Origin of the sequence: Mesorhizobium sp. WSM4306, assembly GCF_007003975.1 — a bacterium.
Taxonomy (GTDB): Bacteria; Pseudomonadota; Alphaproteobacteria; order Rhizobiales; family Rhizobiaceae; genus Mesorhizobium.
In genome coordinates this window covers 18,568-44,963 of record NZ_VFTC01000041.1, presented here as the reverse complement: position 1 = coordinate 44,963, position 26,396 = coordinate 18,568, and the positions used below count along the sequence as shown (strand labels likewise).

The 26,396-nt window shown below is 63.1% G+C and carries 28 protein-coding genes; 10 read left to right on the top strand and 18 right to left on the bottom strand.

What is annotated here, in order from left to right; translation table 11 throughout:
• Nucleotides 1-339: 339 nt before the first annotated feature.
• Genes FJV77_RS29975 through FJV77_RS29965 form a run of 3 tightly spaced genes read right to left on the bottom strand, consistent with a single transcriptional unit; the run spans nt 340 to nt 2,182 of the window.
• On the bottom strand, nt 340-603 hold the full coding sequence (locus FJV77_RS29975; RefSeq protein ID WP_142869983.1) for a metalloregulator ArsR/SmtB family transcription factor: 264 nt from the start codon (nt 601-603) through the stop codon (nt 340-342).
• Nucleotides 604-635: 32 nt separating this feature from the next.
• A complete protein-coding gene (locus FJV77_RS29970; RefSeq protein ID WP_348643848.1) occupies nt 636-1,979 on the bottom strand; it encodes an MFS transporter in 1,344 nt (447 codons plus the stop codon).
• A gap of 8 nt (nt 1,980-1,987) precedes the next feature.
• Entirely contained in the window at nt 1,988-2,182 is a 195-nt protein-coding gene (locus tag FJV77_RS29965) for a DUF1192 domain-containing protein (protein WP_112559543.1), read from the bottom strand.
• 113 nt (nt 2,183-2,295) lie between these two features.
• On the opposite strand from FJV77_RS29965, the gene FJV77_RS29960 reads away from it, so the two are divergent.
• The 3 genes from FJV77_RS29960 to FJV77_RS29950 all read left to right on the top strand — a co-directional run bounded on the left by FJV77_RS29960 (nt 2,296) and on the right by FJV77_RS29950 (nt 4,973).
• Nucleotides 2,296-3,306, top strand: coding sequence for an NAD(P)H-quinone oxidoreductase (locus FJV77_RS29960; protein ID WP_142869981.1), 1,011 nt, complete (start codon nt 2,296-2,298; stop codon nt 3,304-3,306).
• A 364-nt stretch (nt 3,307-3,670) separates the two neighbouring features.
• On the top strand, nt 3,671-3,811 hold the full coding sequence (locus FJV77_RS29955; RefSeq protein WP_023670143.1) for a DUF1127 domain-containing protein: 141 nt from the start codon (nt 3,671-3,673) through the stop codon (nt 3,809-3,811).
• A 469-nt stretch (nt 3,812-4,280) separates the two neighbouring features.
• Complete coding sequence (locus tag FJV77_RS29950; RefSeq protein ID WP_142869980.1) at nt 4,281-4,973, top strand: DUF1013 domain-containing protein; 693 nt, start codon at nt 4,281-4,283, stop codon at nt 4,971-4,973.
• Nucleotides 4,974-5,146: 173 nt separating this feature from the next.
• On the opposite strand, the gene FJV77_RS29945 is transcribed toward FJV77_RS29950, so the two are convergent.
• From FJV77_RS29945 to FJV77_RS29935, 3 genes are all read right to left on the bottom strand, one after another.
• Nucleotides 5,147-5,866, bottom strand: coding sequence for a YafY family protein (locus FJV77_RS29945; protein ID WP_142869979.1), 720 nt, complete (start codon nt 5,864-5,866; stop codon nt 5,147-5,149).
• A gap of 127 nt (nt 5,867-5,993) precedes the next feature.
• Nucleotides 5,994-6,401 carry a hypothetical protein gene (locus FJV77_RS29940; RefSeq protein WP_142869985.1) on the bottom strand — a complete coding sequence of 136 codons (408 nt, stop codon included), beginning with the start codon at nt 6,399-6,401 and terminating at the stop codon, nt 5,994-5,996.
• Between the two features lie 184 nt (nt 6,402-6,585).
• Complete coding sequence (locus FJV77_RS29935; RefSeq protein ID WP_142869978.1) at nt 6,586-6,756, bottom strand: hypothetical protein; 171 nt, start codon at nt 6,754-6,756, stop codon at nt 6,586-6,588.
• Between the two features lie 185 nt (nt 6,757-6,941).
• Here FJV77_RS29935 and FJV77_RS29930 point away from each other — a divergent pair, with 185 nt between their 5' ends.
• Nucleotides 6,942-7,121, top strand: a complete 180-nt coding sequence (locus FJV77_RS29930; RefSeq protein WP_185970474.1) for a hypothetical protein — start codon at nt 6,942-6,944, stop codon at nt 7,119-7,121.
• A 32-nt stretch (nt 7,122-7,153) separates the two neighbouring features.
• Here FJV77_RS29930 and FJV77_RS29925 read toward each other — a convergent pair whose 3' ends face one another.
• The 10 genes from FJV77_RS29925 to tkt all read right to left on the bottom strand — a co-directional run bounded on the left by FJV77_RS29925 (nt 7,154) and on the right by tkt (nt 20,252).
• Nucleotides 7,154-8,788, bottom strand: coding sequence for a hypothetical protein (locus tag FJV77_RS29925; protein WP_142869977.1), 1,635 nt, complete (start codon nt 8,786-8,788; stop codon nt 7,154-7,156).
• Entirely contained in the window at nt 8,785-9,816 is a 1,032-nt protein-coding gene (locus FJV77_RS29920) for a hypothetical protein (protein ID WP_142869976.1), read from the bottom strand. Before FJV77_RS29920 ends, FJV77_RS29925 begins: the two co-directional genes overlap by 4 nt.
• Complete coding sequence (locus FJV77_RS29915; RefSeq protein ID WP_246691423.1) at nt 9,803-10,447, bottom strand: hypothetical protein; 645 nt, start codon at nt 10,445-10,447, stop codon at nt 9,803-9,805. The genes FJV77_RS29920 and FJV77_RS29915 overlap by 14 nt, the downstream gene beginning before the upstream one ends.
• Nucleotides 10,448-10,694: 247 nt before the next feature.
• The gene (locus FJV77_RS29910; RefSeq protein WP_142869974.1) at nt 10,695-11,408 is read right to left on the bottom strand and encodes an SGNH/GDSL hydrolase family protein; all 714 of its coding nucleotides are present in this window, start codon (nt 11,406-11,408) and stop codon (nt 10,695-10,697) included.
• Between the two features lie 60 nt (nt 11,409-11,468).
• Nucleotides 11,469-12,212, bottom strand: a complete 744-nt coding sequence (locus FJV77_RS29905) for a thioredoxin family protein (protein WP_142869973.1) — start codon at nt 12,210-12,212, stop codon at nt 11,469-11,471.
• Between the two features lie 175 nt (nt 12,213-12,387).
• Nucleotides 12,388-13,413: a class I fructose-bisphosphate aldolase gene (locus FJV77_RS29900; RefSeq protein ID WP_142869972.1), complete on the bottom strand. Its 1,026-nt coding sequence runs from the start codon at nt 13,411-13,413 to the stop codon at nt 12,388-12,390.
• 223 nt (nt 13,414-13,636) lie between these two features.
• Nucleotides 13,637-14,839, bottom strand: a complete 1,203-nt coding sequence (locus FJV77_RS29895) for a phosphoglycerate kinase (protein WP_142869971.1) — start codon at nt 14,837-14,839, stop codon at nt 13,637-13,639.
• 157 nt (nt 14,840-14,996) lie between these two features.
• Nucleotides 14,997-16,886 carry a potassium/proton antiporter gene (locus FJV77_RS29890; protein WP_142869970.1) on the bottom strand — a complete coding sequence of 630 codons (1,890 nt, stop codon included), beginning with the start codon at nt 16,884-16,886 and terminating at the stop codon, nt 14,997-14,999.
• Between the two features lie 206 nt (nt 16,887-17,092).
• Nucleotides 17,093-18,103: a type I glyceraldehyde-3-phosphate dehydrogenase gene (gap, locus tag FJV77_RS29885; protein WP_142869969.1), complete on the bottom strand. Its 1,011-nt coding sequence runs from the start codon at nt 18,101-18,103 to the stop codon at nt 17,093-17,095.
• Nucleotides 18,104-18,260: 157 nt separating this feature from the next.
• On the bottom strand, nt 18,261-20,252 hold the full coding sequence (gene tkt, locus FJV77_RS29880; protein WP_142869968.1) for a transketolase: 1,992 nt from the start codon (nt 20,250-20,252) through the stop codon (nt 18,261-18,263).
• Between the two features lie 261 nt (nt 20,253-20,513).
• On the opposite strand from tkt, the gene FJV77_RS29875 reads away from it, so the two are divergent.
• The 4 genes from FJV77_RS29875 (at nt 20,514) to FJV77_RS29860 (ending at nt 23,039) form a co-directional block, all read left to right on the top strand.
• A complete protein-coding gene (locus FJV77_RS29875; RefSeq protein WP_023670128.1) occupies nt 20,514-20,786 on the top strand; it encodes a DUF4164 domain-containing protein in 273 nt (90 codons plus the stop codon).
• Nucleotides 20,787-20,798: 12 nt separating this feature from the next.
• Complete coding sequence (locus tag FJV77_RS29870) at nt 20,799-21,164, top strand: cell division protein ZapA (protein ID WP_142869967.1); 366 nt, start codon at nt 20,799-20,801, stop codon at nt 21,162-21,164.
• Between the two features lie 198 nt (nt 21,165-21,362).
• Nucleotides 21,363-22,022: a peroxiredoxin gene (locus tag FJV77_RS29865; protein ID WP_142869966.1), complete on the top strand. Its 660-nt coding sequence runs from the start codon at nt 21,363-21,365 to the stop codon at nt 22,020-22,022.
• A 144-nt stretch (nt 22,023-22,166) separates the two neighbouring features.
• A complete protein-coding gene (locus tag FJV77_RS29860) occupies nt 22,167-23,039 on the top strand; it encodes an MBL fold metallo-hydrolase (RefSeq protein WP_142869965.1) in 873 nt (290 codons plus the stop codon).
• A gap of 310 nt (nt 23,040-23,349) precedes the next feature.
• On the opposite strand, the gene rpoH is transcribed toward FJV77_RS29860, so the two are convergent.
• Together rpoH and FJV77_RS29850 are read right to left on the bottom strand one after the other, a co-directional pair.
• Nucleotides 23,350-24,261 (bottom strand): RNA polymerase sigma factor RpoH, encoded by a 912-nt coding sequence (gene rpoH / locus FJV77_RS29855; RefSeq protein WP_142869964.1) that lies wholly within the window; start codon nt 24,259-24,261, stop codon nt 23,350-23,352.
• 188 nt (nt 24,262-24,449) lie between these two features.
• A complete protein-coding gene (locus tag FJV77_RS29850) occupies nt 24,450-25,490 on the bottom strand; it encodes an RluA family pseudouridine synthase (RefSeq protein ID WP_142869963.1) in 1,041 nt (346 codons plus the stop codon).
• A 26-nt stretch (nt 25,491-25,516) separates the two neighbouring features.
• Between FJV77_RS29850 and FJV77_RS29845 the strand changes: the two genes are divergently transcribed.
• Together FJV77_RS29845 and FJV77_RS29840 are read left to right on the top strand one after the other, a co-directional pair.
• A complete protein-coding gene (locus FJV77_RS29845; RefSeq protein ID WP_142869962.1) occupies nt 25,517-25,897 on the top strand; it encodes a fimbrial protein in 381 nt (126 codons plus the stop codon).
• A gap of 10 nt (nt 25,898-25,907) precedes the next feature.
• The gene (locus FJV77_RS29840) at nt 25,908-26,321 is read left to right on the top strand and encodes a VOC family protein (protein WP_142869961.1); all 414 of its coding nucleotides are present in this window, start codon (nt 25,908-25,910) and stop codon (nt 26,319-26,321) included.
• Nucleotides 26,322-26,396: the final 75 nt, after the last annotated feature.

The following is a 26,396-nucleotide window of genomic DNA, read 5'->3' as shown; positions in this document are numbered from 1 at the left end:
GGTCTCCTTTCAACCGCAATGAATCACGAACTCAAACCAAGGGGAATCCTGAATCCTTTAAAAGGCGACAGGCTTTAGGGTGCGATCAGCTTCTCGCGCCCTTCCGGCTCCACCATCTTGAGCCGGGTTTCCGGTCACGATCTCAAGCCCGCTGCCGCGCAAGATGCCGACGGCGTCCTGCGCTTTGGCCGGGAGAATCTGCATCAGACCGGTTGCTGCAAACAGCCCAGATTAACCGCAGTCACGGCACAAAATATCACTTCGCGTCGCATCGGCTGGTCGTCCAGTCATGAAACGAGTGGAGCAAGGACCGGCAGTATTTTTCGCGTCGCGCCGGGCCTATGCTTCCCAGAACTGATCAAGCCAAATATTGAGCTTGAGGAAGCCGGCATTGCTGACCGTATAGACCCGCCTCGTGCCTTCGGCCTTGGCGTGGACCAGGCCGGCGTCCAGCAATACTTTCAAATGCTGGGACACGGCCGGGCGAGAGACTGGCAGGCCCGAAGCCAGTTCGTTGACGGTTTTCGGGCCGCGCCGGAGTTCTTCCAGGAGATAGCGCCGGTTGGGATCGGCAATCGCCATGAAGGCGTCAGAAAAGATCATGCCTATACTTGTGGGGCAAAGTTTTTCAAATCTCAACCGTCAGCTTCCGCTTTTCTGAGCCGCAATGCTTCAGGGGTGACCGAGCGATCGGCCGGCTGGGTCTTGAAGGCATCGCGGTCTTCGATCGGCACTGGCGCGCGGCGGCTGATGCGCAGCAGCGTGTAGGCGGCGAGGCTGAGATGTGCCAGCGCGGTGGCCAGGAAAAGGCCTTCGGGGCGGAACCAACCCATCAAAGCGGCGGCCAGCAAGGGGCCGATCATGGTGCCGAACCCGTACAAAAGCAGCAGGCCGCCGGAGACCTTGACGAAATCCTCGGCGCGCGCGTGGTCGTTGGCATGCGCAACGGCGATCGAATAGAGCGTGTAGGCGAAGGCGCCGTAGGCGGCGGTTAGCACAATGACGAGAACCGAGGAGTGCGGTTCGAACAGGAAGATCAGGATGGCGAAGAGCGCGGCGCCGAAAGCGGCGCCCGCCAGCACGAAACGACGGTCGGTCTTGTCGGAGAGGCGCCCGGCCGGAAGCTGCATGGCGGCACCGGCGACGACGACAAGGCTCATCATCAGCGCGATCTCGGCGGTGGAAATGCCAATGCGGGCGCCGTAGACGGCACCCAGCGTGCCCCAGGCGCCGTTGGCAATGCCGACCAGCAGGCAGGCGATCGCCGACACAGGTGAGTTGGCATAAAGCCCTTTGACGTCGAGCTTGACGTCCTGCAACGGCTTGGGAGTCGAAGCCGACGACACCGCTGTCGGGATCAGCGACAGGCAGAACAAGATGCCCGTGATCATGAACAGCGATGCCGATTTGACGTCGCCGCCGGCAACGATCATCTGGCCGCCCATGATCGAAGCATAGGTGACCATCATATAGAGGCCGAAGACGGTGCCGCGGTTCTCATTGGTGGCCTTTTCGTTCAGCCAGCTTTCGATGACCATGAAGGCGCCGGCCATGGTGAAGCCGGTGAAGGCGCGCAGCAGGATCCAGACATATTCGTCGATGATCAGGCCGGTGAGCAGGGCGACGATAGCGCCCGACGCGGCAAAGGCGCCGAACGCCCTGACATGGCCGGCGCGGCGCACCAGGCGCGGTGCAAAGAAGCAGCCGGTGACGAAGCCGCCGGCCCAGGCGGTGCCCATCAGGCCGAGCGATGCGGTGGAAAACCCTTCGATCTGGCCGCGCAACGGCAGCAGCAGGCCGTGCAATCCCGAAGCCGCGAGCAGGAAAGCAGTGCCGCGAAGCAGCGAGAGGATCGGTCTGTAACTTGCAAACATTGTTTGATCCGGCTGGAGGGGCTTGTCGGTTCTGAAGACGGGGGCAGCTCTGAAGACAGGCGCATTCGGGCTTTTCGGCGGCGGATGCTCCGACGCCGAAACCAACGCGAAAACTAGCCGCGGCGAAACAGGGCTTCGGCCGCCGATTTGGTGCTCCCCTTGGTCTGCAATTCGGCTTCCAGCCGGGCGATCTCGTCGCGCAGGATGCCGATCCGCTCGGTCAGGTCACCGACCGAAAGCAGCGACAGATCCTGTCCGATTTCATGCGGCCTGGATTTCTTTTTGGGTTCGTCGTCGAAGATCGCCATCGTCGCTCCTCCCTGATTCAGCATTTGCCTGATCCGGCAATCAGCATACATAGGGCAGGGGTGCTGATGCAAACAGCCGGCGACAGACCGGCAGGATCGGGACGGAAAACTTCATGGCGAGCGGACATAAAATTCCGACCAGGATGACGGCCATAGCAATTTCGCGACCGGGCGGACCGCGGGTGCTGAAACCGGAAACGCGCGACGTGCCGGTGCCCGGCCCCGGTGAAATCCTCATCCGGGTGCGCGCAGCCGGCGTCAATCGGCCCGACGTGCAGCAGCGCAAAGGCGCCTATCCGCCGCCGCCCGGCGCTTCCGACCTGCCCGGCCTCGAGGCATCGGGCGAAGTGGCAGCACTTGGCGACGAGATTTCGCGCTGGCGCCTCGGCGACCGGGTCTGCGCGCTGACTCCGGGGGGCGGCTATGCCGAATATGTCAAGGTTCACGTCGGCAGCGTGCTGCCGCTGCCCGCCGGCTTCACCCATACGGAAGCGGCCGCGGTGCCGGAGAACTATTTCACCGTCTGGCACAATGTGTTCGAGCGCGGCGGCCTGAAGAAAGGTGAGACATTGCTCGTGCATGGCGGCTCGTCGGGCATCGGCACCACGGCGATCCAGCTGGCGTCGGCCTTCGGCGCCTATGTCGTCACCACCGCCGGCTCCAAGGAGAAATGCGACGCCTGCCTGAAGCTCGGCGCCGACCAGGCGATCAACTACCGCGAGGAGGATTTCGTCACCGCGGTCAAGGATGCCACCGGCGGCAAGGGCGTCGACGTCATTCTCGACATGGTCGGCGGCGACTACGTCCAGCGCAACTACGAGGCGGCGGCGGTCGAGGGCAGGATCGTCCAGATCGCCGTCCAGGCCGGCGCGGTGGCGAGCGCCGATTTTTCAAAAATCATGGTCAAGCGGCTGACCCATACCGGCTCGACGCTGCGGCCCCGCACGGTCGAGTTCAAGGCAGCGATCGCTGCGGCGCTCGAAGCGCAGGTGTGGCCGCTGCTCGGTACACGCAAAGTGTCGCCGGTCATGGACATGATCTTCCCACTGGCCGATGCCTGGCGTGCGCATGAGCGCATGGAAGAGGGCGAGCATATCGGCAAGATCGTTCTCGACGTCGGCTAGGGCATATCGAGGGTTCAGGTGAGGCCGGTCTGCAAATGATGGCGTCCTACGCTTCCGGCCTTCGCCGGCCGAAGCCCTTCTCTGAAGAGTGGTTGCGGTTAGGGCTACGGCCGGCGTAGGCCGGTGCTCACGTACGAAAAGTACGCTCCGCTCCGGTTCTCGGACGCCACCATTTTCGACTCGGCCTGACCTGAATCTCGACACGCCCTAGGCGTGTGTCGCCTGCCGGCAAGATGAACAGAACCTTAATGGTGCAATGCAGCATTTGCATTGCGGCTATGCAAAGACGTCTGTTCAATTCGTGGGCAGCGCTGCCTATCTAAGCGTCATCGAAACGATTTGATCCAACAACTGGAGGAATACCATGAACCCGATCCGCGCTTTCCGTAACTGGCGTATGTACAACGAAACCGTGCGCGAGCTGAACAAGCTCAACGCCCGTCAGCTCAGCGACCTCGGCATCAGCCGCGGCGACATCGAGCGGATTGCCCGCAAGGCCATCTAATTCGAAGCATGGCCGGCCGTAAGGCCGGCCATGTGCTAGAAGCAAGAGCCGCAGCAGACGTTTACCGTCGCCGGTTCCGAGCCCGCTGGACCCTGTCCGGCGGGTTTTGTCGTTTTGGAACGCTTTTTTACGTCTCGGCATCAATGATCGCCGAAGATGAGGCTTTTCCGGCCTCCACGCAGTCTGCGTCCGGCGGGCACCCTGCGCCAAAAACATGTCGGTAGCTAATCAAGTTGTCCGGGTTAGGTAGCACATGAGTTGTCCGGTTTTATGAGCAGTCCGATGGAGGCTGCGAATGAAACGGACAGCATGGCTACCTAACCCGGACAACTCATGTGCTTACGACACCCTGCGCCAAAAACATTGCGAAACGGCGGCGGAGCGGTTATACAGGCCGCGAATTTCCCATTTTGGTGGCTCTAAACCACCGCCCGCGCGGGAACGCGGGCGAACGAGAAGGATTTTTGAAATGGCCAATACGCTGCTGATGCCCAAAGCGACCGCCGTCTGGCTGGTCGACAACACCGCGCTCTCCTTCGAGCAGATCGCGCAGTTCTGCGGGCTGCATCCGCTCGAGGTCAAGGCGATCGCCGACGGCGAATCGGCGCAAGGCATCAAGGGCATGGACCCGATCATGACCGGACAGCTGACCCGCGACGAGATCGCGCGCGCCGAGAAGGATCCGAACCAGCGCCTGAAACTGTCCGACCCCAAGGTGCGGGTGCCGGAATCCAAGCGCAAAGGTCCGCGCTACACGCCGCTGTCGAAGCGCCAGGACCGACCCAATGCCATCCTGTGGCTGGTGCGCAATCACCCGGAATTGAAGGACGCGCAGATTTCGCGCCTGGTCGGCACGACCAAGTCGACGATCGAACAGATCCGCGAGCGCAAGCACTGGAATTCCGCCAATCTGCAGCCGATGGATCCGGTGACGCTGGGTCTCGCCTCGCAGATCGACCTCGACATGGAAGTCAACCGTGCCTCGCGCGGCCGCGAACAGGCGCAGCCGGTCGGTGACACGCTGCTGCCGGCGGCACTGACCGAGCGCCTGGTGCCGGCGCCGGAGAAGCCGAAGGACGAGGATGCCGAACTCGACGCCAACGCCGTGTTCGCCAAGCTCTCGGCGCTCAAGTCCAAGAACGAAGACGCCGACGAAGAGTGAGTGCTTTCACCTTCTCCCCTTGTGGGCGAAGGTGGCCTCGCGAAGCGAGGTCGGATGAGGGGTGTTCCAGAAAACACTGACGCCTCACTCCGCTGGAACACCCCTCAACCGTCTCGGCGCTATCGCGCCGATCCACCTTCTCCCACAAGGGGAGAAGGCAAGAGCCAGTTCACTCAGCTTCGGGCCGCCCGGTCCGGCGTCATGCCGTAATCCTCCGAGCGCTCGACCGCGCGGTAGAAATCGGCGAGTTGCTTGCCGCGCTCCGGCTTGAAGATACGGCCGGCGATGACCACGGAGCCGATGCGGTCGATGCGGAAGGCACGGAAATCGTCGCGCATCTCGCACCAGGCGACCAGCGTCCATACCTTGCCCCAGAACCATAGGCCGAGTGGGCGGATATCGCGCCCGGTGCCGCGACCGGCCTCGTCACGATAGTCGATGGTCAACACCTGGCGCTTCTCGACGGCGCGCTCGATCAGGTCGATCGCCTCGCGGGCGGCGTCGCTCACCACCCACATCGGCGTGTGGATCTCGGTGCGGGCGATGCGGTCCTTCTCTGTGTCGGGCAGCACGGCGCCGATCTTGACCAGCGCCTCGTCGGCGGCACGCGCCATGGCCGCACCACCAAAGGCGCGCACCATGCGCGCGCCTGCGACCAGCGCGACGATCTCGTCACGCGTGAACATCAGCGGCGGAAGGTCGAAACCCTCCCTCATCATGTAGCCAACGCCCGCCTCGCCGTCGATCGGCACCCCGGTCGACTGAAGGTCGGCAATGTCGCGGTAGATGGTTCGTTCGGAAACCTCGAGCCAGGTACCGAGCTTCTGAGCGGTGACCAGCCGGCCACCGCGCAGATGCTGCACGATCTGGAAGAGCCTGTCGGCACGGCGCATCGTATGGTCCCTCGGCTGCGTTTCTATGAATGTCGTGGTCCCCAAACCGGTTCCGGGCGACATCCATTTCCTGTTTCATGCCTGCCGTTGCCCCAAAAACCGCTAAACACTTTTTGGGCGGCAGGCATTATGGTTTCAGTCCTTCGCGCTTGCGCTGCGCGGCGACGAATTCCGCGCCGAAGGACAGTTTCTTCGTCGTCGGCGCGTTGGTGTCGAGCACGCGCCAGAACGGCGCAATCGCTGACAATTCCATGCCGCGCTCGAGATCCTCATTGGCGGCTTCTGCAACAGTGCGCAGATGATAGCCGATGGTGACCGGACATGTCACTTGCGCCCCATGCTCGATGGCGAGAGCGGTGCGCAAGGCGCGGACGTCCATCTCGACGCCTTTGGGTATGGAGCGGATGAAATCTTCGACCTGGCGCGCCGTCGGCACCAGCATCGGCTGGCCCTCGACGACGTCACCTATCGTGTGCGGCGTCGGCTTGACGCCATTGATACCGGGCGTGTTCAGCCTGTCGTTCCAGCTTTTCACCACTCATGTCTCCTGACACAGTTATGGCATGGTGCTCCTGACAGCATTCTGTCAGGAGCCTTCAGCATCGTCGGTAAGCGGGCGCAAAAAAGATTTTGCGCCCAGCCCAGGGAATCGCCGGCCGAGTCTCATGTGATCTGGGCGTTGCCGGGGCCGCATCCAAGCATTGTCATGAAAAAACGCCTCAGACCTCGCGAATGCGGCTGGGACCCTCATACATATCAGGCCAGCCAATGTCCTTGCGGATGTCCGCCGGCAGGGAGTTCAAGAAGCGCTGGGTACGGACTTCATTGCGCATCGTGCGGATCTTGCCGACATAGTGCTGTACGCTGTTCAAAATACCGAAGCTGTTCATGACCGTCTCCTCTTCTCTGATGGAGACACTATCGCACACCCCTCCTGACAGCAGTCTGTCAGGAGCCTGTCAGGTCGCTGAAGAAAGCTGCGAGGCGCTTTGCGGGCGGCGGGGAAAACGAGCCTTTTGTCAGGAATGGCCGATTGGCAAAGACCATGCAAGAAGCGCTTTGACAGCCGTCCGCGATGCTGGTCAAAGGCAGCATGTCGAAACTGCTCGCCCTTGTCATCATCGGCATGATGGCCATCCAGTTGATCAAGCCACTCGGCTGGCCGGGTCTGCGGCGGCGCGGTGATTTCTGGAAGCTGGCGCTGCTGGCCATGGCGGCTATCGCGCTGGCCGGCGCCCTGGGGCACTGGACATAACGCAGCGCCGCGACGCTATGCCGGAGCTTTCGTCAGGTCGGGTCGACCGTGCCCATGGCGATCATGCGGATTGCGGTCAGGCTTGGCACGAAGAAATAATCGCCGCCGCGCGTGGTCACGAATTCGGGTAGATTCGCCGCGATGAAGGGCGTGGCATTGGCCGGTCCAGCCGGAATGACGTGCTTGCTGGATTCGGCCCGGTTGCCGGTCAGCGGGCAGGTGTCATTGCCGGCTTCGAAATCCAGGCCGTAGCTCATCCATTGCTGCTGAATGAATTCGAACTGCCGGAAAATGCTTGAACAGATCGCCATCATGATCACGCCCTGTTCGCCGTCGGGATCGGCATAGGGCAGCCCGCGCCGCAGGATGCGGCGGCGGTTGGTGAGCGTGCTTGCCCCATGCGTCTCGCTCAGCAGCGGGTCGAGCATGTCGCGCGGATTGGCGCGGCGTATATGGGCGCCGAACGGGCATTTGGCGCCGTCGGGGTCATCGCCGTAACGGAAGCCGGTGAGCAGCTGGGCAAACGCCGCCAGCCGCTCCTGGTGCCTGGCGTCGTCGCGCGGCTTGCGCAGCGCGGGGTCGATGCAATCCGCCCATTCGGCCATCAGACGCTGGTGATCGGCCCAGCTCGGCGCGGCCAGCAGCGGTATGCCGGACCGCCAGCGGCCGACCAGTTTGGCCGAGACGGTCTCGTAGGCCTCTTTGTCGTCGGCAATGCCGGTAACCTGCTTCCATAGGGCCGCCTGTCGCCGCATCTCGGCCTCGAATCCAGGCACGTCCTGGCGTAGCTTGCGCCAGACCATGAAGGTGCCGTTGCGGGCAAAGCCGGGCGGCTGCGTGGCGACCGGAAATTCCTGGCCCTCGTCGACCTGACCGAGGATGAACTCGCCGGTCTCCAGCGCTTTCCAACTGGTCTTGGGATCGTATAGGCCCTCAGCGATCTTGCCGGCGCCAATCACGGCGCGCGCCTCTGCGTCAGCCTGGAACTGGCCGCGAAAGACCGGATCGCTGATGCCATCGGTGAAGCCGAAGGGCTCCTTCGGCTGCGGGATCATCGTGCCGTCAGGACCGGGGTCCATCAGCGCGGCGGAATCCTGCCAAAGGCCTTGTCCGTCAGCTCCGTGCCCTGCGAGCAGAGCCACGCTGCCGTTGGACTTTGCCGCAAGTCCCTGCAGCCATGTCGTCCACTCGGCGAGTTTAGGCAGCGGCGTGCCGTCGGGATTGGCTCCGACGTTGAGCGAGACCCAGACGTGGACCGGCCGAACGCTGCCGTCGAGATGCGAGCGCCACACCGGGTCCCAGTGTCCCGGCGCGCTGCCTTCGACGTCGCCGAGAATGTCAGCGCGGCAGCCCATGCCGTCGATGAACTCGTCGGGCAAAAGGCGCAGCGTGCGGGTCGGCAGATCGAGTGCGCGCAGGCCGAGAAAGGTAAAACCGATGTTGAGCGTGATCGGCGGCTTGAGCAGCAGCGTGGGTCCGGCGCCGCCAGCCTCGGATTTCCCCCACGGCTCAGCGGTGGTGATGCGCGGCCGGATGCCTTGCACGAACAGCCGGCCGGCGGCGGCGTCGCTAATGGTGAAAAACAGATGGCGGCTGTGCGGAAAACCGAAACGGCCATAGGGGCGATGGATGTTGCCCTGGATGTCGGGAAGGTCGAGTTCGATCATCGCGCCCACTCCGCCGCCGGCGCCCGGATTTCACCGGCCTGCTGTGTTGGTTCTGCCGGATCGTCCGGTTTTACGGCGCCGACAAAGGCACCGAAGCGGGCGTGAAGTGCGGTGTCGTCAAGGCCCTGCGCCTCGATGGCGAAACGGGTGAAATGCTGCTGGATGAACAGCGACTTCAGGACCGAAGGCAGGTCGGCGCCGGGTGCGGCTGGAAAGGGCGTCATGCCCTGGCGGAAGACCTTGCGATACAACTCCCAGGCCATGAGCAACGTCAGGATGACCAGCAGCGTAACCACGACGACGCCCCAAGTAGCTGCCGTCGCGATCCATTGCGCAAAAGCATCGTGCACGCCGAAGACAGCGAAGACGCCGTGCAGGAGCAGGACCGCAAGCCAGATTACGATCGCCCCAGCGGCAGCTATGCCAACCGGCTTGAGCGCGCCGATCTCCAGCGTCTTGTCTTTGACGTCGAGGCCGTCCGGCCAGTAGTCGTTGAACGGCATCGTCGTCTCTATCTGGCAGCGTTTGATGTAGGCGTGAAACCCGTCCGCGGAATCGATGCCGTCGAAGCCGACGCAATGGCCGAAGATGATCACCAGATCGCGTTTCATCGTCGCCCACAATTGATCGGTGTAGGCGCGTAGAGCATCGCCTTCGGCCTGTGCGTCGATATCGGCCGCGAACAGCAGAAAAGGCGTACCCAGCTGGTCTACGGGCTGCGGTGCCAGCGGATTGACGGCGCGCACGGCGCTGACCAGCGCATCGCTCGAAATGCGCCCGTTGAAGGCTGGTCCATGGATGATGACGAACCGGGCGAGGTGGTTCAAAGTGTTGAGTGAGAAGGGCGAGGGCCGCGCATTGGGCGGCGATTCCGCCGTTTGCTTGCCGGTGGCAAGCAACGCCAGCTTCTGCGCCAGCAGTTGCCGGTGCGAGCGCGAACGGCCGATCTCGTCGGGGTCGATCATGATGTCGACGCGGATAGGGGCGAGGACCGTCAGGAAGTAGTGGCCACCGTCAAGGTTTGGCATTGGCCGCCCCACGCTTCTTTTCGAGCATGTCGATGAATTCGTTCCGCGCCTTGTCGGCCTTGCGCGTCGCCACCGACGCGATCGGGGCAAAGCCCGGCGACGCCAGCGAGTTTGCCACCTTCACAAGCGCTTCCCTGTAGGCCTGCGCAAAGGCCTTCGGGTCGCTGCTGGCGTGGATCCTGGCGAGCCTCAGCACCTCGTTTCGGACACGCAGCGCCGCCTTGATGTCGCGCTGTGCTGCCCCGGGCGTGGCGTTGTAGTAGTAGTTGGTATGGATCTGGTTGGCGCCGATATAGTCCTTGAAACTCGAGATCGGGATCGAGTGCGGATATTTGGTGCTGGCATACCAGAACATGTCCAGGCCGCTTGGAATGCCGTCGGCGAAGGCGTCGATATACTGGTCCCAGGTGCCGTTGAAATTGGACAGGAACAGCATGTAGTCGTTCTGGATGGCCTGCTTGCCCTGGCCGAGATCAGGCCATTGGTCGCGCCGGATGATCACCCAGCGCGCGAAATGAATGAGCTTCAGGCCAAGCAAACCCGACAGCTGCGCAGGCCCGGCGCGCGCCACCATGAAAATCAGGTGCTGGATCCAGGTCCACCGAGGCCGCATCGGTGTTAGCACATTCATTGCATATGCTTTGCCGGCAATGTTCGACATGCCACCCCACACCTCTTGCCCAATGTCAGAATGACCCAGCAGTCTTGAATCCGCAAGGTGGCATTGCAGAAGTAACACCGGGCTGGCGCATTCATGTTGTTTTGACTTGGAATATTCTTCCTCCAATTCATTGGAGGGATGCCAAAATCAACAGTATTTCGAAAATAATCGATCCAGTTATCCGAAACCGGCTAGTCCGAACTCGTGCCTGATCTGGTCAATCGGCGAGGACCTGCCCAACCAGGTGTTCGGCCCAAGCTCGATACCCGGCTTCCGAGGCATGAAAACCGTCGGAGGCAAAACCCTCTTCGGGATTGGTGATCGGCAGGCGCGGCGCGGGTACGGCGCCGCGCTCGAAACACAGGCGCTCGCCCATGCGGTTCATTGCGGTGGCGCGGATCTCAAGGATTTTGCCGAGCAGCGGAGGCATGGCTGGCGCACGGGTGAACTCGAGCACCGGCGACCAGACGACACGTGCCTCCGGCCATTTGGCCCGGAGTGCGTAAAGCAGGCCGCCGAACTCTTTCTTGAAGCGCGGCACCGAGTGGAAATTCTTGGTGTCGTTGGTGCCGATGGCGAGCACGATATGCGTCCATGGATCGGCCGACAGATTGGGCAGCACATGGTCGCGGATCTGGCCCGACGTGGCCGAGTTGAAGCCGGCGGCGCGCCAGCGCACGGCGTCGCCGGTACGCTGCGCGATCATGACGGCAAGCTGCGCGGCAAGCCCGTCCTCGGAATTGCCGATGCCGACCGAGGCGGCGGAGGAATCGCCCAGCACCAGCAGCGAGATTGCCGGCGCCTTGCCCGATATCTCATGCATCACTGGTCCTTGTGCCGGCAGCATGCGGGTGGTGCGGCGGCGCACGCCGAGCCCCTGCCAGACATAGACGGGGTAGGCGAGCCAGGTGAAGAGGGCCGGGAAGCGCATGGCGATACCGTTATAGATTGGCGGCAGGCTTAGCGCATGTTCGGGCTGAGGTGAACGCCTTCAATCGTCGCAGCAGTTCGGCTTGTCCGCGTGCCTGTCCTGATATTCGTCATGCAGCCGCACCCAGTCCATCAGGCTTTGATAGGGGCCATTTTCGTCGCGGCCCTTCGGCGTCATGTCGAGATAATCGTAACAGCCGATCTGAGACTCGCCGCCACGGGCGCGCGACGTGAAGGTAAGGAAGATGTCGCCGTTCTCGTCCTTGTAGAAAACACTGGTGCCGGGAAGATCCTTCGATGTCCGTGGACGGGTCTCGAAATTGTAGGTGGTGTCGCCGGCGGCGATCTGCTTGTCGGTGAAGGAGACCTGCATGTCGAAGTTGAAGTCCGAGGCATAGGACGACACCCAGTCGAATTTCCAGCCCATGCGCTGCTTGTAGGGCAGGAGCTCCGCCAGCGGCGCGCGCGCAACCACAACCAGAGACACGTCGTGATGCCTCAGATGCTGGTTGGCGCCGTCTATATGGTCGGCAAGGAACGAACAGCCTTCGCAGCGATGATCCGACCCTGGCGTCATCATGAAGTGATAGACGATGAGCTGGCTGCGGTTGGCGAACAGCCCGGCCAGGTTCTTCGGACCTTGCTCGGTCTCGAAGACGTAATCTTTCCGGATCTTCAGCCAAGGCAATTCACGCCGTTCGGCAGCGATGCGCTCGCGAAACCGCGTCAGCTCCTTCTCGCGCGCCAGATGCGCCTTGTGCGCCTCAAACCAGTCTTCGCGCGAAACCACCTTGTTGCGAGGCATGAACTTCTCCCTGTTTGTCATCCCAAGGACGTTCGGGATAGACGCAAACCGACATCGTCAGCGGTTTTGCCGAAGGGGAGATAAGAATGGACAGGCTTCGCCCCAAGCCCGGGCTCGGCACAAACAAAAACCCGGGCGCATCGGCCCGGGTTGTATGACAATGGAAGGATTGCGCTCAGGCGGCCTGTTCGAGGCTCGCCTTCCACTTTCCGAGTGCCGCCAGATGGTTCATGTGGGCCCGATGGGTGAAGGCGGCCTGGCCGGCGGCGACGTTCGATGCCTTGCCGCTCCAGGCCTTTTGCGGGGCGGCCTGCAGGGCGCGGCCGTAGGAGAAGGTCAGCTTCCACGGATGCGGGCCGATGGCGTTGATGGCGTTTAGGTTGGCGGTCGCTTCCTCGTCCGACTGTCCACCCGAGAGGAAGGCGATGCCGGGCACCGCGACCGGCACGGTTTCGCGGAAAAGCTTGATCGTCTTCTCTGCGATCTCCTCGGGGCTGTTCGTCTTGCCGGATTTCTTGCCGGCAATGACCATGTTGGGCTTCAGGATCGAGCCTTCCAGCACCACGCGCGCCGCATGAAGCTCGTCATAGAGCTTGATCAGCGTCGCCTTCGAGACGGCGTAGCAGGTGTCGATGTCGTGGGCGCCGTCCATCAGCACCTCCGGTTCAACGATCGGTACGATGCCGGCTTCCTGGCAAAGTGCCGCATAACGGGCCAGCGCATGGGCATTGGAGGCGATCGAGTTGGCCGAAGGCACGCCCTTGCCGGTGTCGATGTCGATCACCGCGCGCCATTTGGCGAAGCGGGCGCCGAGCTTGTAATAATCGGCAAGGCGTTCACGCAGGCCGTCGAGGCCCTCGGTGATGGTGTCGCCCGGGAAGCCGGCCAGCGGCTTGGCGCCGGCGTCGACCTTGATGCCGGGAATCGCGCCCGCGGCCTTGATGATATCGACCAGCGGCGTGCCGTCGGCGGCCTTCTGGCGGATCGTCTCGTCATAGAGAATGACGCCGGAGATGTATTTGGTCATCGCGTCCTTGGCGCGAAACATCATCTCGCGGTAGTCGCGGCGGCTGTCGGCGGTCGATTCGACGCCGATGACGTCGAAGCGTTTCTTGATGGTGCCGGAGCTTTCATCGGCGGCCAGCAGGCCTTTGCCGCCGGCCACGATCGCGGCGGCAATATCTTCGAGACGTTCGCTCATTTTTGCTTCTCCTGAAGGGGTCTGTTCCGCACATAGAGCGGTTCACCGTTTCACGGAAACGGCGAACCGCTCTATGTCATTGTTTTTACGCAATTCCGGACGGAAAACCCGCTCACACTTTTCCTGGAATTGCTCTAACGGAAGTCTACCGCCAAAGGAATGGCATCGGAAAGCTCGAATCGATTGAAAGTTTCCGGCGCGTCATTTGGCGCCGACGTTCCGGTCAGGCCTGCTTTTTCAGCACATCGACGCCGGGCAGTGGCTTGCCTTCCATCCATTCCAGGAAGGCGCCGCCGGCGGTCGAGACATAGGTGAAGTCGTCGGCGACGCCGGCATGATTGAGTGCGGCCACCGTATCGCCGCCGCCGGCGACCGAGACCAGCATGCCGGCCGTGGTGCGGGCCGCCGCGTGCCTGGCCGCGGCCACGGTCGCATGGTCGAAAGGCTCGATCTCGAAGGCGCCGAGCGGGCCGTTCCAGACCAGCGTCGCGGCGCGGTCGATCCATTCGCCGATCGCCTTCACGGTCTTTTCGCCGACATCGAGGATCATGCCGTCGGCCGGCACGTCGGAGATGGCGACGGTCTCGCAAGCCGCGCCCGCCTTGAACTCTTTTGCGACGACGCCGTCGACCGGCAGGATGATGGCGCAGCCGGCTTCGGCGGCCTCGATCATGATCTGCTTGGCGGTCGGGGCAAGGTCGTGCTCGCACAGCGACTTGCCGACAGCTGTGCCGCGCGCGGCGAGGAAGGTGTTGGCCATGCCGCCGCCGATCACCAGCGCGTCCACCTTCTTCACCAGGTTCATCAACAGGTCGATCTTGGTCGACACCTTGGCGCCGCCGACAATGGCAACGACAGGGCGGACCGGATCGCCCAGACCTTTCTCCAGTGCCTCGAGTTCGGCCTGCATGGTGCGGCCGGCATAGGCAGGCAACAGCCGCGCCAGGCCTTCGGTCGAGGAGTGCGCCCGATGCGCGGCCGAAAAGGCGTCGTTGACGAAAATGTCGCCATTGGCGGCAAGCCTTTCGGTGAAGGCCGGGTCGTTCTTCTCCTCGGTCTTGTAGAAGCGGGTGTTTTCCAAGAGCAGCACGTCGCCCTTGTTCATGGCGGCGACTGCACTTCCCGCCGTGTCGCCAACGCAATCCGAGGCAAAGCCAACGGGACGGCCGAGCACCTCGGCTGTGGCCTTGGCGATCGGTTCCAGCGAGAGTTCGGGCGAGGGACCGTCCTTCGGCCGGCCGAAATGGGCGAGCAGGATGACCTTGGCACCCTTGCCGGACAGTTCGGCGATGGTCGGCGCGATGCGTTCGATGCGGGTGGCGTCGGTGACCTTGCCGTCGGCGACGGGCACGTTGAGGTCGACCCGCACCAGCACGCGCTTGCCGCTGATATTGCCGATATCGTCGAGTGTCTTGAAGGCGGCCATGCTGGTTCCTTTCCGTGAAAATCGCCGGGACCATAACCAGCACCGGCTACGATGCAAGGCTTGAGCCGCGCTGCGCGTTAAATTTTGAAGTCAGGGCGAAGGTAGCAGTGATGCTGGGGACAAACTTGCTTCGGCTGGTGGCGCAGACGGATCGTGGTCAGCTCTCGGTCGCTGCCTTCTCCGCGGCAGGCTCCGAGGACGGCTTCTCCTCAGCCCGAGCCTCCGCCACCTGCGTTTCCGTCGGCTTGCGCCAGCTGCGGATGAAGGCGGAGACACGGTCGCCGATCTCGCCGGCGCTGAGGAACACCGGTACCCGCGCCACCGGCGCGGTCGGCTCGAAGGACAGGCCGAGGCCTGTGATCTTGCCCTTGTCGTCGACGTCGCGGACGATCAGCTCGATCGGGCCGATCAGTACACGGTCGGCATATTCGGCATGGCCGCCGAGCCTTGCCGCCACCAGCGCGCCGACGGTGAGCTTCTGCTCGGCTTCGGTCAGGCCTGGCGTGTAGGCGGCTTCCAGTTCGCCGGCTGAACGTGCCGGATCGACGGCGAAGGCGCCGAAGAAATCGGCATCCTCGGGGTCGACCACGGCGCGGCTGGCGAACAGCTTGTCGAGCAGGCGCGGATAGCGGTCGGGCACGAAGATGTAAACCTGGTCGCCGGCGGCGAGCCGGCCCATGTCCTGGAAGCGCATCGAGCGGCCGTCGCGCAGCACCAGCGAGGGCCTGGCCCAGCGCGGGATGCGCTCGCCGCGCGCCACCGGACTGCCGGGCGCGACGCGATAGGCGAGAAGCTCGTGATGGGCCGAGCCCGGCAGTTCGAGCTCGACCTTGTCGAGAGGCCCGAGCCTCGCCGGCACGATCAGGCCGAGGCGGCGCGCCAGTGGCCCGACCGTCCAGCCCTGCACCACCAGCGACACCAGCACGATGATGAAGGCGGTGTTGAAGATGACGCGCCCGTTCTCCAGCCCGCCGAGCAGCGGGGTGATGGCAAGCAGGATGGAGACTGCGCCACGCAGGCCGACCCAGGACACGAAGGCGACCTCGGGACGCGGCAGGCGGAACGGGATCAGGCAAAGCCAGACGGCGATCGGGCGCGCGACAAACATCAGGAACAGGCCAAGCAGCACCGCAGGCACCAGGATCGCCGGAAATTGCGACGGCGTCGCGAACAGGCCGAGGATCAGGAACATGATGATCTGCGCCAGCCACGACATGCCGTCCTGGAAGCGCTTCAGGATGGTGACGGCGCGGATGTCGGAATTGCCGGCAATCAGACCGGCGAGATAGACCGCGAGAAAACCAGATCCGCCGATGGCGCCGGCGGCGGCGAACACCATCAGCGACAAGGTCAGCACGAAGATCGGCAGCAGGCCGTGGTCGAGATTGAGCCGGTCGACGAGGCGTACGATGGCAAGGCCGCCAAGCACGCCGACAATGGCGCCGAGGCCCATGTTGAGCACGAAGCCGAGGACCAGATTGGTGACCAGCACATGGGTCTCGGGATTGGCGTGGGCGGCGATGACCTCGACCAGCGTGATGGTGAGGAAGATGGCGATCGGGTCGTTGGTGCCGGATTCGACTTCGAGCGTGGCGCGCACGCGCTCGCGCAGATTGATCTCGCCGGCACGCAGCAGGAAGAACACCGCAGCCGCGTCGGTCGAGGCGACGGCGGCCCCGAGCAGGAAGGATTCCAGCCAGCTGAGGTCGAGCAGGTAATAGGCGGCGGCGCCGAACAGGCCGGTGGTCAAAAGCACGCCGAAGGTCGCCAACGACAGCGCCGGCCCGGCCGCCTGGCGCAGCGCATTGAGCGGCGTGCCGAAACCGGAATCGAACAGGATGACCGCCAGCGCCAGTGAGCCGGCAAAATAAGCCACGCGCGCATTGTCGAATTCGATGCCGAGACCGTCAGTGCCGGTGGCGAGACCGATGCAGAGGAAGAGCAGCAGCAGGGGAGCGCCGAAGCGGAAGGCGATCAGGCTCGAGAACGCGGCGGCGACGACGAGCGCTGTGCCGACCAGCGTAACGAGATAGATCGCATGCTCCATCCGTGACTTGCCCCTCGAATTCCTCTTTCTCCCGATTTACGGCAGAGTGGGGCGAAGGCATGGCCAGTGCAAGGCGGGAGGGTGGTTTTTTGCCCTATCCCGCTGATTTTCGTGCATTTTGGCCGGTCGGTCCGGCTAGGCACGCGCCCGACGAAAAACGCCCGGACAAAACCGGGCGTTTCGAGGCTGTAAGACGATACCTGCGATCAGGCGATGGTCTTGCCGAAGGCAACCGAGGTGTCGGCCATGCGGCTGGAGAATCCCCACTCATTGTCGTACCAGGACAGCACCGAAACGAAGTTGCCGTCCATGACCTTGGTCTGGTCGAGCGCCATGATCGAGGAGCGCGGGTCGTGGTTGAAGTCGATCGAGACGTTCGGGTGATGGGTGACGCCCAAAATGCCCTTGAGCTTACCGTTGGAGGCGGCGATCACCGCTTCGTTGATCTCCTGCACGGTGGTGGCGCGCTTGGCGATGAACTTGAAGTCGACGACCGAGACGTTCGGGGTCGGCACGCGGATCGAGATGCCGTCAAGCTTGCCCTTGAGGTCGGGCAGCACCAGGCCGATCGCCTTGGCGGCGCCGGTCGAGGTCGGGATCTGCGACAGCGCGGCGGCGCGGGCGCGGTAGAGATCCTTGTGCATGGTGTCCAGCGTCGGCTGGTCGCCGGTGTAGGAGTGGATCGTCGTCATCATGCCTCTTTCGATGCCGACGGCCTCGTGCAACACGGCGGCCAGCGGCGCCAGGCAATTGGTGGTGCAGGACGCGTTCGAGATGACGATATGGTCCTTGCTCAGCTTGTCGTGGTTGATGCCGTAGACCACTGTGAGGTCAGCACCCTCGGCAGGCGCCGAGACGACGACGCGTTTTGCGCCGGCGGTCAGATGCGCTGCGGCCTTGTCGCGAGCGGTGAAGATGCCGGTGCATTCGAGCGCGATGTCGACGCCGAGTTCCTTCCACGGCAGCTGCGCCGGGTCCTTGATGGCGGTGACCTTGAAGGTCTCCCTGCCGACGGTGATCTGGTCGCCGGATACCGAAACTTCGTGCGGGAAGCGGCCGTGCACGCTGTCATAGCGCAGCAGGTGGGCGTTGGTCTCGACCGGGCCGAGATCGTTGACGGCGACGACGTCGATGTCCTTGCGGCCGGATTCATGGATGGCGCGCAGGATGTTGCGGCCGATGCGGCCAAATCCGTTGATGGCAACTCTGACGGTCATTTTACTCTCCCTGGGAGTTCGAAAGGCGGCAGATGGGTCCGCAGCTTCATAGCTGCGGATGGCACAAGAATCCAGCCGCAGAAAGCCGAATTTAAATCGATTAGGTTGGTCCAGTCCCGCGAAACCGCCTTTGCGGTTCGCGGGACTGACGCCGGTGTCACTTGCTGTGCAGGCGGGCTTCCGCTGCCTTGGCTGCCGCTTCGGCGGTGATGCCGAAATGCGGGTAGAGCTGCTCGATGGTGCCGGAGGCGCCGAAGCCGTGCATGCCGACGAAGATGCCGTCGGAGCCGATCAGGTGATCCCAGCCCTGGCGGATGCCGGCCTCGATCGCCATCTTGATCGGCGCGTTGCCGATGGTTTTCTTGCGGTAGGCGTCGCTCTGCTGGTCGAACAGTTCGAAGCAAGGCACAGAGACGACGCGGGTCGGATGGCCGTGCTTTTCAAGCAGGTCGCGGGCGCCGAGAGCGACCTCGACCTCGGAGCCGGTAGCGAAGATCGTTACCGCCGCCTCGCCACTGGCCGCGGCCAGTTCATAGGCGCCCTGGCTGCTCAGGTTCTTGGCCGAGTATTCGGTGCGCACCGTCGGCAGGTTCTGGCGGGTCAGCGCCATGGTCGCCGGCGTCTTTTCCGTCTCAATGGCAATCTGCCAGCATTCGGCGGTTTCCACCGCGTCGGCCGGACGGAAGACATTGTGGTTCGGGATGGCGCGCAGCGCCGCCAGATGCTCGACCGGCTGGTGGGTCGGGCCGTCTTCGCCGAGACCGATGGAATCATGGGTCATGACGAAGATCGAGCGGATGCCCATCAGCGACGCCAGCCGCATCGACGGGCGGGCATAGTCGGAGAAGCACATGAAGGTGCCACCATAGGCGATGAGGCCGCCATGCAGCGTCAGGCCGTTTAGCGCGGCGGCCATGCCGTGTTCGCGAATGCCGTAATGGACATAACGCTGGCCGTAATCGTCCGGCGTGATGTTCTTGGTCTGGCTGGTCTTGGTGTTGTTGGAGCCGGTGAGGTCGGCCGAGCCGCCGATGGTCTCGGGCACGGCGCCGTTGATGACTTCCAGCGCCATCTCAGAGGATTTGCGGGTGGCGACCTTCGGCTTGTCGGCCGACAGCTTCTTCTTGTAGTCGGCGATGACGGTATCGAAGTTCGACGGCAGCTTGCCGGCGAGGCGGCGCTCGAACTCTACCCTTAGCTTGGCGTCGGCCTTGGCCAGGCGGCCCTCCCAATCGGTGCGCGGCTTGGCGCCGGCCTTGCCTGCGGTGCGCCAGGCGTCGAGGATGTCGGCCGGAATTTCGAAAGGCGGCGAGTCCCAGTTGAAGAATTTGCGCGCGCCGGCGATTTCGTCGGCGCCGAGCGGCGAGCCGTGCGCCTTGTTGGTGCCGGCCTTGGTCGGGGCGCCGAAGCCGATGGTCGTCTTGCAGGCGATCATCGTCGGCTTGTCGGAATGGCGGGCGGCTTCGATGGCATAGGCGATCGCTTCCGGGTCGGTGCCGTCAATGTGGCTGGCGTTCCAGCCGGAGGCCTGGAAGCGGGCAACCTGGTCGGTGTTGTCGGCAAGCGAGACCGGGCCGTCGATCGAGATGTTGTTGTTGTCCCAGAAGACGATCAGCTTGTTGAGCTTGAGGTGGCCGGCAAGCGCGATGGCTTCCTGGGAGACGCCTTCCATCAGGCAGCCGTCACCAGCCAGAACGTAGGTGTAGTGGTCGACGAGGTCGTTGCCGAAGGCGGCGTTCATGATGCGCTCGCCGAGCGCGAAGCCGACCGAATTGGCAAGACCCTGGCCGAGCGGGCCGGTCGTCGTCTCGATGCCGGTGGCGTGGCCGTATTCGGGATGGCCGGCGGTCTTCGAGCCGAGCTGGCGGAAATGCTTGATCTGGTCGATCGTCATGTCCTCGTAGCCGGTCAGGTGCAGCAGCGAATAGAGCAGCATAGAACCATGGCCGGCCGACAGGATGAAGCGGTCGCGGTCGGGCCAATGGGGGTTCTTGGGATCATATTTCAGGAAGCGGGTGAACAGCACGGTGGCGATGTCGGCGCAGCCCATGGGCAAGCCTGGATGGCCGGACTGGGCCTTTTCGACGGCGTCCATGGCGAGAAAACGGATCGCATTGGCCATCCGGTCATGTTGTTCACGCGACGTCATGGTACCTCCGGGGTGGGGATTTGCGGGCTTGGCAGAGCCCTGGAAAGGGTGCGCGACACATAGCAGGCGCGGGCTTTTAGTCAACAAATCGGCTGCACATTTGCCGGTCTTGTGATGCCGGCGGCAGGCCAACATTAGCGTTAGCAGGGGACAGTCGCGAGAGCTTTGTTGACGTTGCCTTCACCCGGTGCCTAATGTTTCCGGGATAACGCGTTCTGAACGCGAGCGATTCGGTGATGGGCAGGGCACAGGACGAAGGCCATGACCGGGGAAACCACACTCAAGGAAGTCATCCACAGGCTAGGCAAGGCCATCGAGGGGCTGGAAAACGCCGTCGCGGCCAAGCTCGAGCACGAGCGCGACTATTCCGAAGCCGAGGCTGAAGTGCAGCGCATGAACGCCGACCGTTCCCGGCTGGCGCAGGAACTCGACAATTCCGAAGCCCGCGCCGAAAGGCTGGAAGATGCCAACAAGGAAGTGTCGCGCCGCCTGGTGACCGCCATGGAAACCATCCGCGCGGTGCTGGACAGATAGGAGCTGCAGGCCATGGCACAGGTCACGGTTTCCATCGACGGCAAGCAGTACCGCATGGCTTGCGACGAGGGCCAGGAAGAGCATCTGATCGACCTGGCCGAACGCTTCGACCGTTATGTCTCGCATCTCAAGGATTCGTTCGGCGAGATCGGCGACCAGCGGCTGACGGTGATGGCCGGCATCATGGTGATGGACGAGCTGTCGGAGCTGCAGAAGCGCGTCAAGGGCATGGAGACCGAGGTGCAGACGCTGCGCAAGACGCGCGACGAGGCGCTGACCAAGGCCGACAAGAACGACACCGTGCTGACCAGCGCGCTTGGCGCGCTTGCCCAGCGCATGGAAGACCTGGCCACGTCGCTCGCCGTCAACAAGACCTGAGCGCAGGCTTTTCTCGCGGAAACGAAAGATTGTCGGGCACTATGTCGGGTCCATAGAACGAAAGTGCTCGTTCCGTCGCCGACAAGAGTTTCCTATTATCTTACAGCCGCAATTTATGCGCTAATATGCGGCAATGCCGGAGTGTGGGCGCCGCCTTGGTGCCACTCCTAACGAAATCTGTTGCAGGGGAAATGTGCCATGAGCCTTCGTATCAACGACATCGCGCCAGACTTCACCGCCGAAACAACACAAGGGACGATCAGTTTCCATGACTGGATCGGCGACGGCTGGGCGATCCTTTTCAGCCACCCGAAGAATTTCACCCCGGTGTGCACGACCGAGCTCGGCACGATGGCGGGTCTGGCGGGCGAATTCAAGAAGCGCAACGTCAAGGTCATCGGCATTTCCGTCGATCCTGTTGCGAGCCATGACAAGTGGCAGGCCGACATCAAGACGGCGACCGGCCAGACGGTGAACTACCCGCTGATCGGCGACAAGGACCTCAAGGTGGCCAAGCTCTACGAGATGCTGCCGGCGGGGGCCGGCGAGACGTCGGAAGGTCGTACGCCGGCCGACAACGCCACGGTGCGCTCGGTCTATGTCATCGGGCCGGACAAGAAGATCAAGCTGGTGTTGACCTATCCGATGACCACCGGCCGCAACTTCGACGAGATCCTGCGCGCGGTCGATTCCATGCAACTGACCGCCAAGCACCAGGTGGCGACGCCGGCGAACTGGAAGCAGGGCGAGGACGTGATCATAACAGCTGCCGTCTCCAACGAGGATGCGATCAAGCGCTTCGGCGCTTTTGACACGATCCTGCCCTATCTCAGGAAGACCAAGCAGCCGTCCGCCTAGGTTTTCGACCCGGGTCGGTTTCGATTTTTGTCCTGTTTCTGGCAGGGTGTGCTTGACGGGTGGGCCTTGCTGGATGACCATGCTCCTGGTTCATTCCGGCAGAGAAAATCATTCCTGCCGGAGCGAGGGGCAGGGGGCCGGAAATTGGACGCAGCTTTGGCTAAGCCGCTGGTCAGCGGCTTCTACGACAAGCCGACCGGAGCCATACAGTATGTCGTCGCCGATCCGGCGACGAAGCGCTGCGCCATCATCGACCCGATCCTCGATTTCGACGAAAGGTCCGGCGCGACGGCGACGAAAAGCGCCGATGCCTTGCTGGATTTCATCCGGGCAAACGGACTGGAACTCGAATGGATCTTGGATACCCATCCGCATGCCGATCATTTCTCGGCGGCTCGTTATCTTCATGAGAAGACCGGAGCGCCGACGGCGATCGGCGACAGGATCGTCGAGGTCCAGAAGCTGTGGAAGGCGATCTACAACTGGCCCGATTTTCCCGCCGACGGGTCGCAGTGGGACCGGCTGTTTGAGGAAGGCGAAACGTTCCTGATCGGCAGCCTTCCGGTCAAGGTACTGTTCTCGCCGGGGCATACGCTCGCCTCGATCACCTATGTCATAGGTGACGCCGCCTTCATCCACGATACGCTGTTCATACCCGACAGCGGCACGGCGCGGGCCGATTTTCCCGGTGGCAGCGCGGCGCGGCTGTGGCGATCGATCCAGGATATCCTGGCGCTGCCGGACGACACGCGCGTATTCGTTGGCCACGACTACCAGGAGGGTGGCCGTGAGGCGCGTTGGGAGAGTACCGTCGCCGAGCAAAGGGCGAAGAATATCCATCTCGTTGCCGCGCACACCGAGGCCGAATTCGTCGCCTTGCGTGAGGGACGCGACAAGACACTGCCGATGCCGCGGCTGATCCTGCATGCGCTGCAGGTCAACATGAATGGCGGACGGCTGCCGGAACCGGAAGCCAATGGAAGGCGATATCTGAAGTTTCCGCTGGACGGGTTGTGAGAGATGTCGCGCGGCGTCGCGGTGGCGGCAGCCGGATCAGGGGCGGCGCGAACGTTTTGTGACGAACTCGCCGCCGATTGCTGCGCCGGCAAACCCGCAATCTCGGCGCTGCCCCTCATTGTCCTGCCGGACGTTCGTCATTCGAAAAGCCAAGCAGTTGGCTTTTCGTCCGCTTCGCGGACCATTCCTCAACTCCCCGTATAGTGACGGGAGAAAGAGGCTGTCTCTTCGGTTTCGCAGCTTCTGGCACAAAAAAGGCGGCGCCAGTTTCCTGGCGCCGCCTTCGTGTTTTTCGTAACCGAACCCGGCCTTAAGCCGCGGGCTGCGCCTCAATCGTGCGCAGGGCCTGCATCTGGCGCTTGGCGGCGGCCTTGACCGCATCCTGCACCTTCTCGAAGGCGCGCACCTCGATCTGGCGCACGCGCTCGCGGCTGATGTCGAACTCGGCCGACAGCTCTTCCAGGGTCAGCGGCTCTTCGGCGAGGCGACGGGCCTCGAAGATGCGCCGTTCACGATCGTTGAGCACTGCAAGAGCGCCCGACAGCATGCCGCGCCGGTTTTCCAGCTCGTCCTGCTCGATCAGCATGTCTTCCTGGCTTTCGTGGTCATCGACCAGCCAGTCCTGCCATTCGCCGGATTCGCCTTCGCTGGCGCGGATCGGCGCATTGAGCGACGCATCGCCCGACAGGCGACGGTTCATCGACACGACTTCAGCTTCGGAGACGTTCAGCCTGGTGGCGATCTCGGTGATCTGATCAGGCTTGAGGTCGCCATCGTCCAGCGCCTGGATCTTGCCCTTCACCTTGCGCAGGTTGAAGAACAGGCGCTTCTGGTTGGCGGTCGTGCCCATCTTGACCAGGCTCCACGAGCGCAGGATGTACTCCTGGATCGAGGCCTTGATCCACCACATGGCGTATGTCGCGAGGCGGAAGCCACGCTCGGGTTCGAATTTCTTGACGGCCTGCATCAGGCCGACATTGCCTTCCGAAATCACTTCGCCGATCGGCAGGCCGTAGCCGCGATAGCCCATGGCGATCTTGGCGACGAGCCGAAGGTGGCTGGTGACGAGCTTGTGCGCAGCGGAAGTGTCTTCATGCTCGGCGTAACGCTTGGCGAGCATGTACTCTTCCTGCGGCTGAAGCATGGGAAAGCGGCGGATTTCTTCCAGGTAGCGGCTGAGACCGCCTTCGCCGGAAACGATACTGGGTAATGACTGGGCCATGATAGCGCCCCCTCTCTATTGGAGTGATGCCCCCGAAACGCGGCGGGCATGTGACGCGAGCACCAAAAGGCTCGCCCGCGACAACCGATTTATATAGGAACAAAACCAGAAAAGACAGGCATTTGTTCAACACGAAACAGTGTGTCACGCCAAAGTGAACAATGCCGCTCAGGTTTTAGATGGCGGGTTTAGAGTTTCCGAAAGCCGCCGACGAGTTCCTCCATGTCCCTCGGTATCGGCGCCTCGAACCTCATCGATAGATGGGTAGTCGGGTGACGAAATGCAAGGAGCCAGGCATGCAAAGCCTGGCGGGGAAATGCCTTGACCTGGCTTTTCAGCGGCTCGGGCAGCCGGTTGGCCTTGGTGCGGAAGGCCTGGCCGTAATCGGGGTCGCCAATGACAGGATGGCCGATATGAGCCATGTGGACGCGGATCTGGTGGGTGCGGCCGGTCTCCAGCCGGCATTCGACCAAGCTGGCGGTGGCAAACGCCTGTTGGTCCTCGCCGAAACGCTCCTGCACGGTGAAATGGGTGACGGCGTGGCGGGCGTCGTCGCGGCCTTCGGGCACCACGGCGCGGCGCACGCGGTCGGCGGCGCGGCCGAGCGGCGCGTCGACCGTTCCCGTCGGCCGCGGCGGGATGCCCCAGACCAGCGCCAGATAGGCGCGTTCGAGGTCGCCGGTGCGGCCATGATCGGCAAAGGCCTCCGACAACGCCTTGTGGGCGCGGTCGGTCTTGGCCACGACCATGACGCCGCTGGTCTCCTTGTCCAGGCGATGGACGATGCCCGGGCGCCTGACACCGCCAATGCCTGAGAGACTGTCGCCGCAATGATGGATCAGGGCGTTGACCAGCGTGCCGGTCCAGTTGCCGGCGCCGGGGTGGACGACGAGACCGGCCGGCTTGTTGATGACGATCAGCTCGTCGTCCTCATAAAGCACGTCGAGCGCGATGGCCTCGCCTTGCGGCTCGGCCGGTTCGGGTTCGGGCATGACGACCGAGACGCGCTCGCCAGCCCTCATCTTGCGCTTGGTCTCGTCAACACGCTTGCCGTCGACCGACACCGCGCCCTGTTTAATCAGCATCTGCACGCGGCTGCGCGACATGTCGGGGCCCAGGCTCGCCGCCAGCCACTGGTCGAGGCGCTGGCCGGCGGCATCGGTGCCGGCTTCGAGCACGGTTGGCTCCGCCTCTATGAATTGTCTGGTCTCTTCGCTATGAGCGCTCATCGAAAAAAGTTCCGGAATGTTCTGCCATGGCCCGGCCCGTTGCCGACGAAGAAGAAAAGCCGCTCGATCCCGAGATCGAAAAGGTGCGCGGCAGGCTCATCCGCTTCATGGCCATCAATCTCGGCCTGCTTTTGCTGGCCCTTATGGTGGTGATCGCGGCCATTGTCTACAAATCGCGCAAAGCGCCGCCCACGAACCCGCCGCTCGCCAGCGACATCCCGGTGCCGGGTGGCGAGCCACTGGCAGAGGACATCGTGTTGCCGGTCGGGGCCAAGGTGATCAGCCAGTCGCTGTCGGGCAACCGTATCTCGATCGACGCCGAGCTTGCCGACGGCAGCCGCGCCATTTTCATCTACGACATCGCCGAGCGCCGCATCATCGGCCGCTTCGCCATCCGCAACAAGTGAGCCTGCTGGCATGACCAGGTTTGCCGAACATCGCCGGGTTGCGACCGTCGCGCTGGTCGTCGCCAATTACGATGAAGCGATCGCGTGGTATGTCGAACGGCTGGGCTTTCTGCTGACCGAAGACGTCGATCTCGGCGGCGGCAAGCGGTGGGTGACGGTGGCGCCTGCCAACGGACAGGGCGCCAGGCTGCTTCTGGCTGAAGCTGACGGCGAGGCGCAAGAGAAGAGCATCGGCAACCAGACTGGCGGTCGCGTCTTCCTGTTCCTCGAAACCGACGATTTTGCCCGCGACCACAGAGCGATGCTGGAAAAGGGCGTCGACTTTCGCGAGGCGCCGCGCTTCGAGCCCTATGGCACGGTGGCGGTATTCGCCGATCTCTACGGCAATCTGTGGGACCTGATCGAGCCGAAACGTCAGGTCTGAGCGGCCAATTCAGCCGTTTGTCCAAACCACTCAAAGCCCGGTTGCTTTTTTCAAACCGGCAGCCTATATCGCCGG

What these genes read in the sequence shown, in the direction of transcription:
- FJV77_RS29975 (WP_142869983.1), bottom strand. Translation starts at nt 603, where the DNA reads ATGATCTTTTCTGACGCCTTCATGGCGATTGCCGATCCCAACCGGCGC.
- FJV77_RS29965 (WP_112559543.1), bottom strand. Translation starts at nt 2,182, where the DNA reads ATGGCGATCTTCGACGACGAACCCAAAAAGAAATCCAGGCCGCATGAA.
- FJV77_RS29960 (WP_142869981.1), top strand. Translation starts at nt 2,296, where the DNA reads ATGGCGAGCGGACATAAAATTCCGACCAGGATGACGGCCATAGCAATT.
- FJV77_RS29955 (WP_023670143.1), top strand. Translation starts at nt 3,671, where the DNA reads ATGAACCCGATCCGCGCTTTCCGTAACTGGCGTATGTACAACGAAACC.
- FJV77_RS29950 (WP_142869980.1), top strand. Translation starts at nt 4,281, where the DNA reads ATGGCCAATACGCTGCTGATGCCCAAAGCGACCGCCGTCTGGCTGGTC.
- FJV77_RS29945 (WP_142869979.1), bottom strand. Translation starts at nt 5,866, where the DNA reads ATGCGCCGTGCCGACAGGCTCTTCCAGATCGTGCAGCATCTGCGCGGT.
- FJV77_RS29935 (WP_142869978.1), bottom strand. Translation starts at nt 6,756, where the DNA reads ATGAACAGCTTCGGTATTTTGAACAGCGTACAGCACTATGTCGGCAAG.
- FJV77_RS29930 (WP_185970474.1), top strand. Translation starts at nt 6,942, where the DNA reads ATGCTGGTCAAAGGCAGCATGTCGAAACTGCTCGCCCTTGTCATCATC.
- FJV77_RS29925 (WP_142869977.1), bottom strand. Translation starts at nt 8,788, where the DNA reads ATGATCGAACTCGACCTTCCCGACATCCAGGGCAACATCCATCGCCCC.
- FJV77_RS29920 (WP_142869976.1), bottom strand. Translation starts at nt 9,816, where the DNA reads ATGCCAAACCTTGACGGTGGCCACTACTTCCTGACGGTCCTCGCCCCT.
- FJV77_RS29915 (WP_246691423.1), bottom strand. Translation starts at nt 10,447, where the DNA reads ATGAATGTGCTAACACCGATGCGGCCTCGGTGGACCTGGATCCAGCAC.
- FJV77_RS29910 (WP_142869974.1), bottom strand. Translation starts at nt 11,408, where the DNA reads ATGCGCTTCCCGGCCCTCTTCACCTGGCTCGCCTACCCCGTCTATGTC.
- FJV77_RS29905 (WP_142869973.1), bottom strand. Translation starts at nt 12,212, where the DNA reads ATGCCTCGCAACAAGGTGGTTTCGCGCGAAGACTGGTTTGAGGCGCAC.
- FJV77_RS29900 (WP_142869972.1), bottom strand. Translation starts at nt 13,413, where the DNA reads ATGAGCGAACGTCTCGAAGATATTGCCGCCGCGATCGTGGCCGGCGGC.
- FJV77_RS29895 (WP_142869971.1), bottom strand. Translation starts at nt 14,839, where the DNA reads ATGGCCGCCTTCAAGACACTCGACGATATCGGCAATATCAGCGGCAAG.
- FJV77_RS29890 (WP_142869970.1), bottom strand. Translation starts at nt 16,886, where the DNA reads ATGGAGCATGCGATCTATCTCGTTACGCTGGTCGGCACAGCGCTCGTC.
- gap (WP_142869969.1), bottom strand. Translation starts at nt 18,103, where the DNA reads ATGACCGTCAGAGTTGCCATCAACGGATTTGGCCGCATCGGCCGCAAC.
- tkt (WP_142869968.1), bottom strand. Translation starts at nt 20,252, where the DNA reads ATGACGTCGCGTGAACAACATGACCGGATGGCCAATGCGATCCGTTTT.
- FJV77_RS29875 (WP_023670128.1), top strand. Translation starts at nt 20,514, where the DNA reads ATGACCGGGGAAACCACACTCAAGGAAGTCATCCACAGGCTAGGCAAG.
- FJV77_RS29870 (WP_142869967.1), top strand. Translation starts at nt 20,799, where the DNA reads ATGGCACAGGTCACGGTTTCCATCGACGGCAAGCAGTACCGCATGGCT.
- FJV77_RS29865 (WP_142869966.1), top strand. Translation starts at nt 21,363, where the DNA reads ATGAGCCTTCGTATCAACGACATCGCGCCAGACTTCACCGCCGAAACA.
- rpoH (WP_142869964.1), bottom strand. Translation starts at nt 24,261, where the DNA reads ATGGCCCAGTCATTACCCAGTATCGTTTCCGGCGAAGGCGGTCTCAGC.
- FJV77_RS29850 (WP_142869963.1), bottom strand. Translation starts at nt 25,490, where the DNA reads ATGAGCGCTCATAGCGAAGAGACCAGACAATTCATAGAGGCGGAGCCA.
- FJV77_RS29845 (WP_142869962.1), top strand. Translation starts at nt 25,517, where the DNA reads ATGGCCCGGCCCGTTGCCGACGAAGAAGAAAAGCCGCTCGATCCCGAG.
- FJV77_RS29840 (WP_142869961.1), top strand. Translation starts at nt 25,908, where the DNA reads ATGACCAGGTTTGCCGAACATCGCCGGGTTGCGACCGTCGCGCTGGTC.